Annotated in this window: 18 protein-coding genes; 4 read left to right on the top strand and 14 right to left on the bottom strand. The window is 36.8% G+C overall.

Features of this window, described 5'->3' with window-relative positions:
- Positions 1 to 88: 88 nt before the first annotated feature.
- The 6 genes from IWB64_RS02215 to IWB64_RS02190 form a co-directional block, all read right to left on the bottom strand.
- Positions 89 to 844, bottom strand: a complete 756-nt coding sequence (locus IWB64_RS02215) for a hypothetical protein (protein ID WP_194532480.1) — start codon at positions 842 to 844, stop codon at positions 89 to 91.
- Between the two features lie 6 nt (positions 845 to 850).
- Complete coding sequence (locus IWB64_RS02210; RefSeq protein WP_194532479.1) at positions 851 to 1,537, bottom strand: SCO family protein; 687 nt, start codon at positions 1,535 to 1,537, stop codon at positions 851 to 853.
- Positions 1,506 to 2,114 carry a toxin-antitoxin system YwqK family antitoxin gene (locus tag IWB64_RS02205; RefSeq protein WP_194532478.1) on the bottom strand — a complete coding sequence of 203 codons (609 nt, stop codon included), beginning with the start codon at positions 2,112 to 2,114 and terminating at the stop codon, positions 1,506 to 1,508. Before IWB64_RS02205 ends, IWB64_RS02210 begins: the two co-directional genes overlap by 32 nt.
- Before the next feature lie 7 nt (positions 2,115 to 2,121).
- Complete coding sequence (locus IWB64_RS02200) at positions 2,122 to 2,892, bottom strand: YHYH protein (RefSeq protein ID WP_194532477.1); 771 nt, start codon at positions 2,890 to 2,892, stop codon at positions 2,122 to 2,124.
- A gap of 139 nt (positions 2,893 to 3,031) precedes the next feature.
- Entirely contained in the window at positions 3,032 to 3,661 is a 630-nt protein-coding gene (locus IWB64_RS02195; protein WP_194532476.1) for a hypothetical protein, read from the bottom strand.
- Between the two features lie 245 nt (positions 3,662 to 3,906).
- On the bottom strand, positions 3,907 to 4,185 hold the full coding sequence (locus IWB64_RS02190) for a CREC-EF hand family protein (RefSeq protein WP_194532475.1): 279 nt from the start codon (positions 4,183 to 4,185) through the stop codon (positions 3,907 to 3,909).
- A gap of 193 nt (positions 4,186 to 4,378) precedes the next feature.
- Between IWB64_RS02190 and IWB64_RS02185 the strand changes: the two genes are divergently transcribed.
- Complete coding sequence (locus tag IWB64_RS02185; protein WP_194532474.1) at positions 4,379 to 5,413, top strand: sensor histidine kinase; 1,035 nt, start codon at positions 4,379 to 4,381, stop codon at positions 5,411 to 5,413.
- Positions 5,400 to 6,095, top strand: coding sequence for a LytR/AlgR family response regulator transcription factor (locus tag IWB64_RS02180; protein ID WP_194532473.1), 696 nt, complete (start codon positions 5,400 to 5,402; stop codon positions 6,093 to 6,095). Before IWB64_RS02185 ends, IWB64_RS02180 begins: the two co-directional genes overlap by 14 nt.
- Positions 6,096 to 6,242: 147 nt before the next feature.
- Here IWB64_RS02180 and IWB64_RS02175 read toward each other — a convergent pair whose 3' ends face one another.
- From IWB64_RS02175 to IWB64_RS02155, 5 genes are all read right to left on the bottom strand, one after another.
- The gene (locus tag IWB64_RS02175; protein ID WP_155594650.1) at positions 6,243 to 6,392 is read right to left on the bottom strand and encodes a hypothetical protein; all 150 of its coding nucleotides are present in this window, start codon (positions 6,390 to 6,392) and stop codon (positions 6,243 to 6,245) included.
- Positions 6,393 to 6,642: 250 nt separating this feature from the next.
- The gene (locus IWB64_RS02170; protein WP_194532472.1) at positions 6,643 to 8,133 is read right to left on the bottom strand and encodes a BCCT family transporter; all 1,491 of its coding nucleotides are present in this window, start codon (positions 8,131 to 8,133) and stop codon (positions 6,643 to 6,645) included.
- Positions 8,134 to 8,198: 65 nt separating this feature from the next.
- Positions 8,199 to 9,098: a hypothetical protein gene (locus IWB64_RS02165; protein ID WP_194532471.1), complete on the bottom strand. Its 900-nt coding sequence runs from the start codon at positions 9,096 to 9,098 to the stop codon at positions 8,199 to 8,201.
- A complete protein-coding gene (locus IWB64_RS02160; RefSeq protein ID WP_194532470.1) occupies positions 9,095 to 10,522 on the bottom strand; it encodes an SDR family oxidoreductase in 1,428 nt (475 codons plus the stop codon). The genes IWB64_RS02165 and IWB64_RS02160 overlap by 4 nt, the downstream gene beginning before the upstream one ends.
- A 14-nt stretch (positions 10,523 to 10,536) precedes the next feature.
- Positions 10,537 to 10,962, bottom strand: coding sequence for a hypothetical protein (locus IWB64_RS02155; protein WP_194532469.1), 426 nt, complete (start codon positions 10,960 to 10,962; stop codon positions 10,537 to 10,539).
- 138 nt (positions 10,963 to 11,100) lie between these two features.
- On the opposite strand from IWB64_RS02155, the gene argS reads away from it, so the two are divergent.
- Both argS and IWB64_RS02145 read left to right on the top strand, forming a co-directional pair.
- Entirely contained in the window at positions 11,101 to 12,885 is a 1,785-nt protein-coding gene (argS, locus tag IWB64_RS02150; RefSeq protein ID WP_194535781.1) for an arginine--tRNA ligase, read from the top strand.
- Between the two features lie 50 nt (positions 12,886 to 12,935).
- The gene (locus IWB64_RS02145; protein ID WP_194532468.1) at positions 12,936 to 13,766 is read left to right on the top strand and encodes a zinc-dependent peptidase; all 831 of its coding nucleotides are present in this window, start codon (positions 12,936 to 12,938) and stop codon (positions 13,764 to 13,766) included.
- 9 nt (positions 13,767 to 13,775) lie between these two features.
- On the opposite strand, the gene IWB64_RS02140 is transcribed toward IWB64_RS02145, so the two are convergent.
- From IWB64_RS02140 to IWB64_RS02130, 3 genes are all read right to left on the bottom strand, one after another.
- A complete protein-coding gene (locus IWB64_RS02140; protein WP_194532467.1) occupies positions 13,776 to 14,765 on the bottom strand; it encodes a serine/threonine dehydratase in 990 nt (329 codons plus the stop codon).
- A gap of 86 nt (positions 14,766 to 14,851) precedes the next feature.
- Positions 14,852 to 17,371: a TonB-dependent receptor gene (locus tag IWB64_RS02135; protein ID WP_194532466.1), complete on the bottom strand. Its 2,520-nt coding sequence runs from the start codon at positions 17,369 to 17,371 to the stop codon at positions 14,852 to 14,854.
- Complete coding sequence (locus IWB64_RS02130) at positions 17,352 to 18,263, bottom strand: FecR family protein (RefSeq protein WP_194532465.1); 912 nt, start codon at positions 18,261 to 18,263, stop codon at positions 17,352 to 17,354. Before IWB64_RS02130 ends, IWB64_RS02135 begins: the two co-directional genes overlap by 20 nt.
- Positions 18,264 to 18,302 lie beyond the last annotated feature (39 nt).

The raw sequence follows: 18,302 nt of genomic DNA, 5'->3' as shown, positions 1-18,302 counted from the left end.
GTGATTGTAGCAGTGATTTTTATCTTTTTTTTTCGAACACGTGAGGTAAGTCTTGGTTGACTACCAATCTTCAATAGAGAGGCTTTATCTAAAGCGTGTATCCCAATTCTTTTCTTAGGCTCATAGACATGACTTGGGTTCTGTTTCTTAATTTTTTTGCACTTGTAAGTAGATTTTGTGTCTGTAGAAAACGGTCTATCAGGCTGTTTTGATAGTCTTTACTTTGCAATAGATCACTGTAGTTAGATGGTTCTCCAAATTCTTGTATCCTTGTATACTTAGGGTTGTCTTTAGAAAGTATGTCTTTTAATGCCAAGTGTTTTTCTAATACGGGTTGTAGCCTATCTATTACAATCTCTTTGATTTTTGAGTCTATAGATTTTAATTTCTGTATTTCCGAAGGGTAATTTGTAATCAGACTTTTTAGGGAGTCACTCTCTATAAGCTCAAATTTGGTCGTGCTAATAACAGAATTTAGAGCGCCATCTAATAGATTTATTTCTGAGTAGTTAATATGAACAATAGTGTCTTTTGCTCCTTCGCTAATTTCTTCAGAAGGCAGACCAATATAATTCATGGTATTTTCTAAACTTTTGGAAGTATCTGAATACCGTTCAATATTGGTATTTAAGATGTTTAAGTTCATATTGAGTTCATCATATAGACTTTCATATATTTTAAGCTCAACTATTCTGTTCTTGCGAATCTCGTTCAGGTCATTGATTTTCCAAGCAATTAATATACCTATGGCAATAAGTAAAATCTCTCCAAAGGCATAAGCCAAATAGCTTTTAAGTTTTCCTGAATCTAGGAGTTTTCTCCTAATTTTTCTAAATACCGTCATAGGTCGTTATTCCTTTTTCAAGGCTTTTATATCGGTAATTAATTGGGCTACAGAAGAACGGTTTAAGCCGTTATAGATGCCCCTAATGTGTTTGTTTTTGTCAATGAGCAAGAAGTTCTCGGTGTGCAAGAAATCGTTTATATCCTTGGGAACCCCTAAATCGTTTTCAACAAAATATTGGTTTCTTCCTAGGTTGTAAATTTCTTGTTTATCACCAGTTACCAAATGCCATTTGTTATCTATAATTCCATTTTTATCTGCATAGGTCTTTAGAACAGGAATAGAGTCTATAGTAGGTGTCACGGAATGTGATAGTATCAATACGCTTGGGTCTTTTAAGAAAGCTTCTTGAACTTTTTGCATATTACCCATCATTTTAAGGCAAATGCCTGGACAGCTTGTAAAGAAGAAATCCGTTACATATATCTTACTATCAAAAGTTTTAGGAGTGATAGTGTCTCCCAATTGATTTAAAAGTTTGTAGTCCGGAATCTTATGGAATTCTTTTTCTTCTTGAGTACCTGGTTCCAACCAATGCGGCGTAAAAGATTCGTCATTAAAGTAAGGTAAAAACTCCACCCTGCTGGAGATCTCCTTTTTTTGATTCTCTTTTTTTACCGTTTGATTGCATGCTGTAAAAGCCAGAAGCAATAGTAAAAAGCTATATTTTTTTATCTCTGATAACAACTTCATCTTGTAGTTTATAACATGAATTAACCCTTTTCATTCCGAAAATCCGGCCATTTTTGGCTTCGTAGTTTACATATAGCTTACCATTTTGAAGCCAGGCTTTTTGCATTCCTTCCTCTTTGCCTTCTACTAGATTTCTCACTTTTGAAATTTCACCTGTAGCATACCAGTATTTTTGCTCTCCATGGAGAACACCATTTACATAATGAGACTCTTCGGATAGTGTACCGTTCTCCCACCAGGTTTTATATATGCCATCTAACCGATTGTGTTTATAATAGGATTGAACGCGCTGTACATTGTTATTGGACCATTGTTTGAAAATCCCTTCCCTTTTCCCGTCTACATAACCTAAGCGTTCACCCAATGCTCCATTAGCATGAAATTTTACCGAGTAACCATTGAACGGCTCATTTTTGTAGTACCATCTCCCTTCAATTTGATTTAGTATCAAATCCTTTTTTAGTACTTCAAAGTTATTGATGACAATGGTTTCTTCAACCTTTGGTTCTACTTCCTTGCTCTCTTTGCAACTTGCAAGAGAGAGCATTAGAAATAACATAAAGTAGAATAATTTCATAATATTTTCAATAACCTTGGTAAGGACCGGCAAAGGCAAGGTATGATCCTGTCGTAGAATATACTTCGTTTATGATATGGTAGTGGTATTCTTCTTCTCCATCAGTATATTGAGTAGTAGAAACATGACCTCCAGATTCGTCCAAATCTGTTGGGTAGGTACCTGTAGTAGTACATTTTCTTCCGTAGAGAAAAACACCGTCCAGTAAAATACCGACCAATTTATCATCATCATTAGTAAAAGCTATGGGCTCTAAATGATAATGGTATACACCAGGGCCAATGTGTGCGCCTGTCCAATCTAAGCTTGCAGCGGCTTGGTCCAATGCGCCGGCACCTTCCTGATCATTAAATAAGGAGGACCCACTAACAGCAATACCAATTGTGTTGAATTGTGTTTCTACAGTGTTGCCCGTTAGGTCTGGTGTGGCATCTACCCGTATTGTAGTAGCATTATTGTTGCTGGTCATTATACTAGGTGTCAATGCCACATCTGGCTCATCTTTATAAAGGCTGCTGTCTTCTCCCCAGTATACGGTTTCATGATTTGGCAAACCGGTGGTTTCAATTACAACTTCAGAGCCATCTAAATAAATGGTAGTTGCATCTGTATTAAAGGCTGCATATGCTGCATGCAGTTCCGTCATTGTTTCTTCTTCTGCGTCTTCATCAATAACTGTATCATCAGTGGCATCGGTACTGCAAGCAATAAGCCCAAAACAGATTACGCTAAAGGTGACGCCTAATGGAATAACTTTATTTAAAATGTTTTTTCTCATTGTTTTTGTTTTTAAATAACTGAATAATAAAAATGTTGTTCTTTCAATTTACTAAATGAATGGACGTTAAAATATAATAATCAGTACGTGCCAATTACTTTTCAGCGAATGTGTGGAATTAGTCGGTATAGGAAAATAATTATACCGCTCTAAGTACGACTTCCTCTTGTTTAAATATCCTTGAAATGACAAATACAGAAAAAAGCACAAGCAATGTCAGGGCGATAAAAGGCACTAGTAAACTGGACTCTTCACCACTTGCTTGAAACTTACCATTTGCTTTTTCAATAGACACCGTAAACTGATTATCTTTTTTTATTTCGAAGTTTTTAGAGGAATCCGTTGCATCTATTATATTGAAGATAGTATTATGATCAGAAGTCTCGTCAAAACCTTTTATTTGAACTCGTAAAGTGCTTATTTCATTGGGCAAGCCAATAACATTAAAATCTAGGTCCGTTTGATGACCTAATTTTATGGCACCTTCTCTCAGCTCTCCTATGAAATTGGTATTGGCATTTAAGAAAATATTGTCCTTTATATAACCTGTAACCAGTTTTTGAAATTCATCGGTAGATAACTCATCAATTTTAATATCAGGAAAATTCTGAATTAATTGATTTCTAAAACCGTCAAAAGATGAACTTATATGTAATGTCCAATTATTTTGTTGGTCCTGAGCCAAAGTCATTGTTTCTATTTTTGAACTATGAGCGCTAGCGCATAAGGAGTAGAAGCCTATTAAAATACCGATGATTGTATTCTTCATGATTTCTTGTTTAATTTTGATGATATCATGTATAAGTTTATTTCTAAAGCCCACTGTGATCCAGTAAAACTGCTTGAGGTAAGTGTAGGAAAGTCAAAATTTACAACGTTAAATGCCAAGTCTATTATAGAGCCTGCATGGTTGTTATCTTCTAGTGGAGCCCGGCTGGAGGGTCATCTGTTCGGGGGAACCTCGCCTCCAGGGACACCATATGTTTCAATTTGAACTTTTTCTAGTTGAATTTTTTATTGCTTTTTACCTCTCTTAGGCTTTGGTGCATTTTTTAATTCTTCAAGAGAAAGAAAGCCGTCTTCGTCAGTGTCTATTGTTGCAAAGTCATTTTTAATAGGGCCTTTTAATTCGTCTTTAGATAATTTTCCATCTTCATTAGCATCCATCTCTTTTATTAATTCAGTTGCTGATGGTGGTTCTTGTTTGCCTTTCTCCTGAGCAAAGCCTGTTTGAATGGTAATAAGGGTAAGAGTTGCTGTTGCGATTGCAGTATAAAATGAACTTTTTTTCATGATTTTTAATTTTAAATTGTTTGTATTTGTGATTACAAAGGTGGGCAAAGGTTATATGCGGTATGACACCAATTGGTAAGTGACGAGAGCTTTTAAGTGAATGCTGTATTCTGCTCAGTAAACCCCATTCTTTAACGGGTTTTGAATGGTCGTTTTTGGGTTTCACTGAGAAATAATTACCTTAATTTGTAGTATGAAACAAACCTATCGCTTTCTTTTTCATGTTTTCTTGTGGCTAGCAGTATGGCTTATGGCTTGGCTGTTGCTCAATGAAGACAATAATTTTTTAGAGAAAAACACACTTTCTTTTATAATGCAGATTGTTGTTATTGCCGTATTGATTTATATAACGGCACCAGCGCTCTTATTCAAGAAAAAGTATTTACTGTTTGGGATTACCTCCTTGTTACTTATTGTTTTTTGCTCCTTTTTAATTTCAGAAAACCCTGCTTTACGAGTAGGTGGTATTCCTCCACCAATGAGAGGTGCACCTAGAGGAGGAGGCCCGCCCTTAGGCCCTCCTCAAATATTTATACAGTTTTTAATTCTTTCCATTGCTTATGTGCTTGCTACTTTTGTAGAAACTTTTTTGTTTGCACAAAAGAAAGAAGAGGAGACCATAAGGAATAAGAATGAAAACCTTCAGATGGAATTGAAGTTTTTAAAATCTCAGATAAACCCCCATTTTTTATTCAATTCGCTTAATAATATTTATGCGTTATCTGTAATTGATTCTAATAAAACACAGGAAAGTATAGGAACATTGTCAGAAATGTTGAGGTATGTGTTGTATGAATGCGAACAGCCAACAGTACCTATTAAAAAGGAGATTGCTTACATTCGTAATTACTTAGATTTGTTTCGGTTAAAGAGTAGTAAACCATTCCCGATAAAGACAGATTTTCAAGTGTCCAATTCTGGTGCAATGATAGCGCCCATGATATTTATTCCTTTTGTAGAGAATGCTCTCAAACATGGTAATATTGATCACGTGGCAGATGGATATTTGGATATAAAAGTACATTCTGATGAGCATAAAATAGATTTTCATGTTGCCAATAGCGTCTCTAAAATGCCTGCTCAAAAGGATAAAGTAGGCGGTATTGGATTAGAAAATGTAAAGAAACGCTTAGAAATTCTGTACCCTAACAAGCATGAGTTAATTATTGAACAGACCCCAGAAAATTATACCGTAAACCTTAGCATAAGTTTAAATGGAACCCATTAAATGTATTGTTGTAGATGATGAAGAATTGGCGCGTGGCCTATTAAAAAGCTATATAGAGCGATTAGATTTTTTAACGCTCGTAGCGGAAGTGGCCAACCCTTTGGAAGCACTACAGATTATGAAAGATGAAAAAGTAGATTTGCTTTTTCTAGATATCCAGATGCCAGAAATAAAAGGTACTGATTTTGCCAAGTTGGTTCCTGGTCATATCCAAGTTATTTTTACCACTGCTTATTCTGAGTATGCTCTTGAAGGCTTTGAACTTAATGCGCTTGACTACCTTTTAAAACCCATCACTTTTGAGCGATTTTTGGCTGCGGTGAACAAAGCAAAACCCAACCAAGATGAAGCTGACATTGGAAAGGCATCATCAGGTAATGACAGTATTACCGTAAAGTCTGGCTATGACCTTCATAAACTAAAGTATAACGATATTCTCTACATTGAAAGCGATAGTGAATATGTCAATTTTTATATAGGAGATAAAAAGCTAATGAGCTTGCAGTCACTAAAAAAGTTATTGGATATTTTACCAGAAGACCAGTTTATGCGTGTTCATCGTTCCTATATTGTAAATCGAAATAAAGTAACTGCTTTAAAAGGGCGAGATATTTATATAGGCGATAAGGAAATACCTGTTAGTGCTCAATATTTTGATGCAGTAAAACAAGAATTGTTCTAAATATTTGTATCCGAAGGGGACTAGAATAGAAACAAGAATAAAAAAAGGACCTAGATATATCTAGGTCCTTTTCGCATTTTAAGTAGGAATGTTCGAGGTGAAAACATTTAGGCTTTTGGGAAACCTAAATAGTCTTCATAATATTTTTTAGTTCAATCCGTGTTGGGTTGAAACTTGTTCTATAGTAACGTCTGCCACCGCATGCTCTGTTTGTTGACTTTTGTTCTCATTATTATAAATAATTACTGCTGTAACAAAACTGGCTAAATAAAGTAGGCTTTTTAATTTCTTGTTCATGACGGTGGGGGTTTTTATTTCTGAAGCTAATTTACGGCGACTATTAACTCAAAAAACGCGTTTGTTGCCAAATGACATTTTTCCGATGTCAAAGTTTAATTTTTTGTTGAATAGCATTTTGGCTTATCGGAGATTTAAAACACTTCATCGAGAACCTTGTTTTTACAGGGGTTTCTGAGCATCGGAAAATCAACGGGAAAGGGCAATGAATTTGTTGAACAATAAGGTTAGGCAATAGAAAGCCTCAGTTTTATGTCAGCTTTTCTTTTCTATTCATAAGTTCCCATACAAAAGCTCCAGCCATATACACCATAAAAAGTGCAAATGGTAAAGAGGTTACAATTAAGAGCTTTTGTACAGCGGTAAGTACATCTATGTCAGGTTTGGCATTTCCTAGAAGAAGTAAGGACATGGTAGCCATCAAAATAAAAACGGCCCAAATAAGTCTATGCTTTTTATTAGGGTCCTTTTTACCATGGTCCGTAAACATGCTTAACACGAATACGGCAGAATCTACTGAGGTCACCAAAAAACTGATAAGTAAAAAGATGGTTGTGAAATTCAATAGGGTGGCTATAGGGTAGTTTCCAAAAAACACAAAAATGGATGAGAAGACATTTCCAAACTCATTATTATAAGAGCCCCATGATTCAATAAGTTCAAAAGCTGAGGTCCCAAAAACCGAGAACCAAAAAAATGTACCCAAGGAAGGGATGATTAGAACGCCCAAGAGAAGTTGTCTTAAAGTACGCCCTTTAGAAATTCTAGCAATGAAGATACCTGTAAACGGAGCCCATGCAATCCAAAAGGCCCAGTAATAAAAAGTCCAATCGGTTAAGAAAGCCATACCAGGGTGATAACTTCCGTAAGCCAAGCTCATAGGAACAAAGTCAATAAGGTAGTTCAGGGTAGCTGTACCAAAAGCAGTTAATATTCCGGTAATATCACTCATCAGGACAACAAATAACAATAGGAGCGTTGTAATAACGATATTAACTTTTGAAATAATTTGGATTCCTTTAGTTACCCCTTGCCAAGCAGAATAAAATGCAATTGCAGATATTAGAACGGCTAAAAGTAGGGTAGTGGTTACCCCAAAATTAGTGGTAAAGACATGGTTGAGGCCTCCGTTTATTTGTGTGGTGCCTAGACCAATGGCAGCTATAAGACCAAAAACAGTAGTTATAATAGTCATGATGTCAATTCCACTTTTTGCAACAGGATAAGAAATACTATCTTCTATAGTAGAGCTTACCCGTACTTTCTTTTTTCTAACAAAAAGTGCATACCCTACTACCATGGCAAAAAGCCCGTAAAAGGCCCAAGCTGTAAAACCCCATTGATAAAAAGTAAATTCTAGTGCTAATATTTCGGGTTGTAAATCTGATTGATAAGGCGGATGTTGTTGCATGAAAACAGGTTCCTGAACCGCACGTAATAAAATGCCAGAACCCATTCCGGCACTGTAAAGCATGGCCGTCCATGCCCAAAGAGAATATTCGGGTTTTGAGTTTTTCTTACCAAGCTTAATTTTTCCGAAGGGAGAAAATGCTATCGCCAATAAGAACAATACACATCCCAGACCTAAATATAGATAGAAGAAACCAAAATAGTTCCGAACCCACATTGATGCTGTCTCAATAGCTTCGTAGCTTGCTTCTGTGGCAAAGAACACTACCAGGGTAAAAATTAGGATAATGCCAATAGAGACAGAAAGTAAGGGGTTCTTTAGATGTTTCATGAAATGTCCATTCGGTTTTGGAGGTAGTTTTGCGCATTAGTCGCATTTAGTATCTAACCTATCCATTACTTCTCATAGAGGAGTTTAAAATAAGAACTTTGTCCTAAATCAGATTCCAATACGGCCATGAATTCTTCTGTTTCTGTTTTAATTAGAATAGCGGCAGTATTAGGGGCAACCTCACCTAAATTTTCGGCATGTAAGGTTATTATGTTTTGCCCTGGTTCTAATGTGAGGTCAAAAAATTGCTTTTTGCTTTTCAGTTGTACATGTTCAACGGCTATTTTTCCATTCAAATAAATGGTGACAATATCATTATCTATTCTGCGATGATCATAAAGACCCAACTTAATATTGTTTTCTGAGACGGTGTAACTCTTTTTACTGTCTATTAATTTGCGTTCGGCAATTTTGGTAGGTATTGCTGTTTTTTTGATACCAACTTTTTTGGAAAGAATAGTTTTACCTTTTGGTCTAAAAGGAAGCTGTTTGGCAAAAACACCTATGACTGTAATGTCTTTTTTAAAATCGATAGGTGATGGGATAATATCTTTATTTCCAAGAGCCACAGTTAAATGGTCATAAACTTTATCTGGTCTAACTATAAAAGTAAAATGGCCGCGAGTAGCAAAGCTAGGTGGTGGATTGACCTCTAATGTAGGCGAAGGTTGAACAGATTCTACAATATCTAAAATACCATCAGTAACTATTGTCTTGCTAGATGGGAATACGGCTATAGGGTAAGAATAACTTTGATCTGGCAATTGACGACCAAAAATCCAAAAACCAATTTCATAAGCTGTACCTGGTTGTAAAGGCTTGTTGAGTTTTGTTGTAAGAACGGACTCATAGCCAGAAGGAGCCATTTTTGGGATTTCCAATTTACTTAATTCCGTATTCTGTCCATACGCAAATGTTAGGGTTACCAAACTTACTAGGAAAAAGACTAATCGTTTTCTATTCATTTTGCTTTAGCAATATTACGGATCATGCCACCAAAGATAAAGTAATGAAGAGGTACAATGCTATACCAGTACAATCGCCCTTTTAAGCCTCTAGGTCTAAAAGTTGCGGTTTGGTGGAGTACATTGTTTTCATCAATTTTAAACTCTAGCCAAGCTTCTCCCGGTAGTTTCATTTCAGCAAAAAGTAATAGACGTTTCGCTTTTTTATCGGCAAGGAGAACACGCCAAAAATCTAATGAATCACCGGCATAAATCTTATCAGGATGCGTTCGCCCACGGCGTAGGCCTACGCCACCAGAAAATTTATCAATAATTCCACGAATTTTCCAAAGCCAATTTCCATAGTACCAACCGGTTTTACCACCAATTTTCCAGATGTTTTTTAAGACCTGTTCTGGATTATCTACTTTTACTTTTTTCTCATCTTTTAGAACACCATATTTAGGAACTTGAATGTATTTTTCCAAGTTCTTTTTAAAGCGGCCGCTTACCATACTGTCCTTCCAGCTGCTTACGACTAGGTTTTGCTCTATCTTTTTAAAGGCTAAATCAATTGCCTCTTTGTAGGTGTGTGGTTTAAGGTTTAATAGTTCTTGTAATCTTTTGTCCTTGGCAATGACCTCTATCTTCATGCTGTCCACGAGGTTCAATGCTAATTTGTACGAAGTTGAGGTTACAAAATAAAGCCAGTAACTAGATAGTTTTGGGGTCATTATAGGAACCGTAAGAATATAATTTTTAAATCCACGGACTTCTGCGTACTGCTCAAGCATTTGCTTGTAGGTAAGAACATCTGGTCCGGCAATATCAAAAGAATCGTTATATGTTTTTTCATTGCCCAGAACACCTGTTAAAAAACTGAGGATGTCACGTATGGCTATGGGTTGAGTTTTGGTTAAAACCCATTTAGGCGTTATCATAAAAGGTAGTTTCTCGCAGAGGTCACGTATGATTTCAAATGATGAACTACCAGAACCCACAATAATACCGGCGCGTAATACGGTAAGGTCAAAAGGACCTTCGTAAAGTATGCGTTCTACATTTTTACGAGACCAGAGGTGTTTAGAGAGATTTTCCTCATTAACAATACCGCTCAGATAAATAACTTGCTTTACTTGAGTTTCGCTTAGGTAGGCATTGAAGTTTTCCGCCGTTTTTGCTTCTAACGTATCAAAATCTTGTATTGACGAGCTCATAGAGTGAATCAAGAAATAAGCGGCATCAATATCTTTTGGGATTTTAAACGGCTCAACCTCTTTCAAAAAATCGACTTCTAGAACTTCAATCTGCGCCCGCGTTTCTTTATCAATAGAAAACCGAGCTTCATCACGCACAGTACACACAACTTCATGGCCCATTTCTAATAACTGAGGTAGTAAGCGCATACCAATATAGCCGTTGGCACCTGTTAGGAGTATCTTCATGTTTTATTTACGTGTTATAGGTCTTCAATTGAGGTTGGGGCATTATCTGCTCTGTAGTTCTGAAGTTTAATAAAGAATTTCTGAATAGCCTTTGTATCGGCTTTTACTTTTATAAAATAATGGTCTCGATATATCGAATAAATTCCAATATCGCCTTTATATAAAGTGAGTTTGTAAAACGGAATGACCAAAGCAAAGGTATCCAATAATGACCTAAAGCGAACAATAATTCCATTAGGGCGAAGCTCTATATTACACTGATCACGATTGTTATCTAAAATAAGCAGATTTCTTATTTCAACACTAGTCTCCGTTATGAACAATCTAGGCGAGCCAATCCCACCCATATCCCAACGTTCTCTAAGCTTAAAGGGCTTGCCTACAGCTTCGTCTATCTTTTTAGTAACCTGTTTGTCTGTGTATGATACGTTTAAAAGCATGTGGGGTCTTTTTTGCAAAACTAATTGGCCCATAGGGCTACATTTCCATAAAGTTAAAGAAAAGCGAAGCCATTACAGCCCGTCTTACGGTAAAAGCATAAAAAATGATTAGTTTTGCAGCCTGAAACGAAAGATTTTATGGGTATCCAAGCAATTTTAGAAGCCAAGGTTAAGGAAGCTGTTGCAGCTATTTTTAAAATAGAACTACCATCGGTAGAATTTCAACCGACCAGAAAGGATTTTGAAGGTGATGTTACCGTTGTGGTATTCCCAATGCTTCGTTTCGTTAAAGGAAACCCAGTTCAGATAGGTGAACAAATAGGCGCTTATTTAGAAAAAGAAGTAGCTGAGGTTACCGGTTTCAATGTGGTTAAAGGTTTTTTGAACATTGTTATTGGAGATGCTTTTTATCTTGATTTTTTTAATGAGATAAAAAATAATGAAACCTATGGTTTTGTGCCCCAAGAGGATAGTAATGCCGTAATGGTTGAATATTCTTCGCCAAACACCAATAAACCGTTGCATTTAGGGCATATAAGAAATAACCTCTTAGGATATTCTGTTGCCGAAATTTTGAAAGCCTCTGGAAAGAAAGTATATAAGACCCAAATCATTAACGACCGTGGTATTCATATTTGTAAAAGTATGTTGGCGTGGCAGCGTTTTGGTAACGGTGAAACTCCAGAAAGTACAGGTTTAAAAGGAGATAAGCTTGTTGGTAACTATTACGTTGCTTTTGACAAGGCTTACAAAGTAGAAATTGCTGAAATGGTGGCTAACGGAACCGATAAAAAGGTAGCCGAAAAAGAAGCTCCCATTCTTTTAGAAGCTCAAGAAATGCTTCAAAAATGGGAAGCGGGTGATGAAGAAGTAGTTTCGCTTTGGAAAGAGATGAACGGTTGGGTTTATAAGGGTTTTGATGTTACTTATAAAAACCTAGGAGTAGATTTTGATACGCTTTACTATGAAAGCGATACTTATTTGTTAGGTAAAGATGTTGTTGCTGGCGGACTTGAAAAAGGTATTTTCTATAAAAAAGAAGATGGTAGCGTTTGGATTGATCTTACGGAAGAAGGTCTTGATGAGAAAATTGTACTCCGGTCAGATGGTACAGCGGTTTACATGACCCAAGATATAGGTACGGCAATCCAAAGGGTAAAAGATTATCCAGATGTTGGCGGTATGGTATATACTGTGGGTAATGAGCAAGATTATCACTTTAAAGTGTTGTTCTTGATCTTGAAAAAATTAGGTTTCTCTTGGTCGGAAAACTTACACCATTTAAGCTATGGAATGGTGGATTTACCAAGTGGTAAAATGAAGAGTAGGGAAGGGACCGTTGTAGATGCAGATGACTTAATGAACGATATGACGAGCACTGCAGCTCAAATATCCGAAGATTTAGGTAAGTTGGAAGGTTACTCGGATGATGAGAAAAATGTACTTTATAAGTTGATTGGTCTTGGAGCGCTTAAATATTACATTCTAAAAGTAGACCCTAAAAAACGTATTCTTTTTGACCCTGAAGAATCTGTGGATTTTCAAGGGAATACTGGTCCGTTTATACAATACACCTATGCACGTATTCAGTCTATCTTAAGAAAGGCTGATTTTGACACTAGCGCAGATGTAGAGATTAGCGCTATTGGGGAATTACATACCAAAGAAAAAGAGCTTATTAAGCAGTTGCAATTATATCCTGAAATAATTCAATTAGCGGCAGACAACTACAGTCCGGCTCTGATTGCTAATTATACTTATGATTTGGTAAAGGAATTTAACTCGTTTTACCAACAAGTTTCAATTCTAGGCGAAACGGATGACCAGAAAAAAGTGCTACGTGTACAGCTTTCCCAGAAAGTTAGTGATGTAGTGGCATCGGCTTTTGAACTTTTAGGTATTGACGTTCCAGAACGTATGTAAACGCAGACTTACCTGTACAATTTAAATTTGTTTTTGGAGTTGTAAGCAGTATGCTTACAGAGTACAACTTTAAGATTTTAGCAGTTGCATTCCTTGGTTTTCAGGTGTTGTATATCGTGTATTATACCTTTGGGTTGTACTCTTTAAATCCTTTTATAAAGTTAAAGGCACTTTCTGCGGGAGATAAAGAATTAATTGTAGATAATTTCCCTGTTTACTCAAAATTACCTCCGTCTATAAAAGAAAAATGTAATAAACGTATCGTATGGTTTAGAAGTAAAAAGAAGTTTATTTTTTATGGTGAGGTAAACCAGAAAGAAGAATTGAAATTGCTTTTGAGTGCCTCCGTTATATTAATGACTTTAGGTTTAAAGAATTATACAATGAAACGTTCGTTATTGCGAATTGTCATTTATCCCTCAAAATATTATTCCCGAATTAGCCGAAGACATCATTTAGGAGAGTACAACCCCCGTTTTAAAACCGTTATTTTTTCTGCGGATACCATATGGGAAGGATTCCGAATTTCTGATGATAACGTAAATCTTGCTTTTCACGAATTCGCCCACGCCCTCAGTTTTGAGATGATTAAAAAAGGCTCCTGGGAAGCTCGTAAGTTTAGAGTAGGACTCAAGAAAATAAAAGAACTATTTCTTAGGGAAGGCTATGCTCAAAAGCTATCTGATTCCAATTATTTTAGGGAGTACGGGATGACCAACCTTCAAGAATTTTTTTCCGTATCAGTAGAGAATTACGCAGAAACTCCAGATATATTTCTAGCGGATTTTCCAGAGCTGTACGCTATTATTCAAAAGATGTTAAGTTTTGACTTTCAGGTACTGCCGGAAGAACGTCAGGGTAAGATTACCGTGGAATCCTAATGCAGGCCTTTAAAGGTCTAAGCTGGGTCTAGAATCTAAATGGTTCGTGTTCCAAATCTTCAATTGATTTGTATGGTCAATATTTCCTCCAGATAAAACTACCACAACACGTTTTTTACTCATGCTGTTTTTTAGCCATTGCACAACGCCTACCATAGCCATGGCACTGGTAGGTTCAACGTGTAGTTTTAGTAAATGGGTCAGCCATTGAGTCCAGTATATTAATTTTGATTCTTCAGCTTCATACATGGCATCTAGACGTTTTAGATACTCAAAAGTGATGTCGCCCACGGACATGGTCATGGCACCATCCGCAAGAGTATCAGGTGTTGAAACTAATCTCTGTATATGATTCGTGCGTAATGATTCTGCGGCATCATTGGCATTTAAAGGTTCAACACCAAAAACCTTGGTTTTGGGAGATAATGCGTTGGTTGCGATAACTGTACCGGATAAAAGTCCACCACCACCACAGGGTGCAAAAACGGCATCTATGTCTGTAACTTGCTCAAGTGCCTCGCAGATGGCTGTTCCTTGGCCTGCAATTACTTGGTGATGGTTAAATGGCGGTATCCAGTAGGTGCCTTCTTCTTTGGATGCAGCAAGAACGCGCTCATCGGCAATGTTTCTATTTTCACAAAGCTCAACCTTGGCACCGTAGGATTGGGTGGCCTGTATTTTTATTTTAGAGGCGTATGCTGGCATATAAATGGTAGCCGGAATATTAAATTGTCTTGCTGCCCATGCCACCGCCTGCGAATGATTACCCGAGCTATTAGCTATTACGTGTTTTGGTTTCTCATTATTTTCTATGAGCCAAGCCAACGTATTACAAGCACCTCTAGCTTTAAATGCGCCTATCTTTTGTAGACATTCAGCTTTAAAATAAATTTCATGCCCTAGCCATTCATTTAAAAGAGCGGATGTTAGAACCGGAGTTTCGTGAACAAAAGTATCAATGCGTTTACGGGCTTTTTTAATGTCTTCTATTGTGGGCATAGGCAAAGGGCTTGTCAATTTGAAAAAGAAAGGTGAATCCGCATAAAATTAATTATTATTTATGAAGGTGCTCGGAGATATTCTCTTTAAAATCGAACTCTAAAACTTACGTTGGGAGTGAGGCCCAAAGAAATGGTTTCCACTTTTTCTATCTCATCGCTTTCATTCAGACGATAATAGCTGTTTAGAATGTTTTTTCTGCTTGTGAAATTCAAAACGGAAACACCTGCGGATGCTTTCAGTTTTTCGCTAATATTGAAATTGTAAATTGCGGAAGCATCAGCTCGTAGATATTCTGGTAGTCTGCTGCTGTTTGGTTCTTGGTAGTTAATTCTATTTGGAAAAAAGGTAGTGTTTAAAGGCTCGTCTGTATCAGGCTCCGTATAAGGTTTACCTGCACGATAATTAAGGCCAATTCCAAATTTAATATTTTCCAAAGTGTAAGTTCCTGCAAAAGTACCGGTATGCCTTATGTCTAGATTGTTGGGAAAATTGGGTGGTAATACTTCTGAGAACGTATAATTGTTTAAGTTGTACGTGTAGCTGGCCCAAATGCTATAATCATCTGTTTTTTTGTTGATTAAAAACTCAACGCCTTTCACATCGTACTTTCCAATTTCACCATTAAACTGATTCTGATTCTGAAAGCCTTGCGTAGAAGTGCTAATACCATCTACTTCTTTATAAAAAGCTTCTAGACCCACATAAAAATTTTGGTGGTCATAGTTGATGCCTATAGAAGCTTGTTTGCTCTTGGTAATAGGTAAGTTCTCTCCGTCCGATACTATCCAACGTCGTTTTTCAATACCCAAAAAGTTCTGTTCTAAATCAATTACCTGATTGGTAGCTTGACTTTTAAATTCACCCAATGCCTGAATTTTTAGATGTCTTGTGAAGGCATATTTGAAACTTAATCTGGGCTCTAAAATATACTCTCTAAACGTACCCGGATTTTCTAAATAATTTAACCGTAGACCACCTCTAGCATAAACTTTTTTGTCCGTTGATGTAAAAGCAAGCTCGGAGAAAAGAGCGTGACTTTTAATGACGTTTCTGGCATTACTTTCAAAAGGAGGTTGTGTTACCGATGTTTCATTGGCAATACCGGTATCCGTAAACTGATAACCGTTAAGCCAGTTGAAATTGTCGTTTGGTATGTAGTTGGTATTCAGCTTCAGTGCTGTTTCTTGAACTTCGTTATTCTGAAATAGAATCTGTTCCGCATTACCAGAAGTATTTTGGGCATCTAGTTTATATTTGGTGTGGTATAAGTTTAAAAAAGTGGTGAATTTTTTAGTCCAATCGCTTTTTAGACTTGTGCCAAAAGATAGGTTCGTTTGGTTTAAAGCACTTTGTATTTCGGTATCGTCATCCATATCCCGTTCTGTGTAATCCAATAGGTTATTGATGTTGATAAAACTGAAACGAAACTTGTGTTTTTCATTAATATCATACAATAACTTTCCTGTAAAATCATAGAAATAGAAATTTCCCTCTTGTGCTACTTGGCTATCATCAAAAACACGGGTAAAGAACTTGTCGTAAGTAGGCGTATCAATTAAGTCGGTTAGAGAACGTCTAGCCGAAAACTGAACGGCCAGTTTATCAGTAACCGGTAGATGTCCATAAGCATCACCACCAATCAGGTTGAAACCTGCACCGGCAAAAAAAGTATCTGCTACTTTATCTTTGGTTCGCATATCTATAACGCCACTTACTCCATCGCCATATTGGCTTCCTGTTCCATTTTTTATCAAAGTCACCTTATCCGTCAAGTAAGGGTTAAAAGCAGAAATCAAACCAAAAAAGTGTCCGGATTGGTACATTTTTATGCCATCCCATAAGATGAGGTTTTGATCATTGCTTCCTCCACGAATGTTGATATTAGATACGGTTTCGTCCGTACTTTCTATGCCAGGTAGTGCTTGAACGGTCTGTAGTACATCTGGCTCTATTAAACCGGGTAGAATACCAAATTCCTCACTGTTCATTTCTATACTACCGTCTAATTGTTTTATCAATCCTTTGGTCAAGAATTTGTAAACTACTACTTCTTCTAATTGTTGGTAGAACTGAGCTAGTAAAAGAGTTGCGCAGGGCTCTTTTTTAATAAGCTCGTCGGCACTTATGAATAAGGTTTTATAACCTAAATGTTTAATCTGTATGGAGGAATTTCTAGGGACATTGCTTAGAGAAAATGTGCCGTTTTCATCAATGATAGTGGCTAAATTAGTTCCCAAAATTTTTACGCTAGCCCCATACAGTGTGTTCATCTTAAAATTATCTAGAACAGTTGCGCAAATGGATACGAAATTACTTTTGGTAAGGGTGTAGTAACGCTCGTTAAGTTTTTCTAACTCAACTTGGGTTTGGTTTTCAATGTCGTTTAAAATATTCGATAATAAAGTTTCCTGTGGGGTGTAAATTTCAAGACCTTGAACTTCATCATCCGCATATGAGAATTTAATGTCAAATTCCTGCTCAAGTTGTTGCAGAAAAGTAGACAGAGCTATCTTTTCGCCTGTTTGTGCTATGGCGTCGTGTGAGGTTAGAAAACACGTAAAACCTGCAATAAAAAAAAGAAGTTTACGGATTTTTATCGCCATAGAAGAGCACTTTGCTGCCCTCAAATTTAAACTTTATTTGCGAAGGGGCACTTATGCTCTTTAACGCAATATCCCTATCCGTATTACTAAAAGTTCCGGTAAACAATTGTTCTGTGTCTATGTCTTGCGTTTCTACAGTAATATTATGTTGCCTTTCTAGTTCAGCAAGAACAAATTTAAGAGGCACACTTTTAAAAGTACTCTCGTTAGTTAACCAAGATGGTTGCAGAGTTTGTGGTGCAGGTGCTTCTGTGATTTTACCGTCTATAACTATAAAAGAAGTACCAGCCGGTAGTTTAGTTTCTTTGCCATTAAAAGTAACGCTTACCAAACCTTCAAAACAGGTGACTTCAAAAAATCCTTCTCTATTTTCTACATTAAATTGGGTACCCAGAACGGCAACCTTGCCAGCATCTGTGGCAACAGTAAAACGCTTGCCTTTGGCTACTTTAAAAAAGGCTTCACCTTTTAGTTCTACGTTACGTTCTTTACTCCATTTTCGTTCACTATAAGAAAGTTCAGAATCAGCATTCAAGCGAACTTTTGAATTATCTGGGAGAACTACTTCTTTGTTTTCTGCGTATTCAGTAACTATGTTTTCGTCTAAATTATTCAGGTAAAAATAAGAAACGAATATAATTACGGCTGCTGCCGCTGCAATTCGGATAAACTTCTTGAAAGGATGCAACTGCACTACCTTGGTATCTTGCAAGGTGCGTTGGTTCTTTATAGCCGTAAGGGCTTCATCTGCATTAAAGTCGGGTGCTTTAAGCCGGTCGGAAGCGGCAACAATTCGCTCATAGGAAGCATACCCATCAGATTTTTTAAATTCTGCGAGCTCAGCCTCGGTGAGGTTATTATTTAGCCATTTTGCTAAGTGATTTTCTTGCATCAATTCTACCTTTATGCCTTAGTAACAATTCATTACGTA

Origin of the sequence: Zobellia nedashkovskayae, from assembly GCF_015330125.1 — a bacterium.
Classification (GTDB): domain Bacteria; phylum Bacteroidota; class Bacteroidia; order Flavobacteriales; family Flavobacteriaceae; genus Zobellia; species Zobellia nedashkovskayae.
This window is presented reverse-complemented; position numbering and strand designations above follow the sequence as displayed.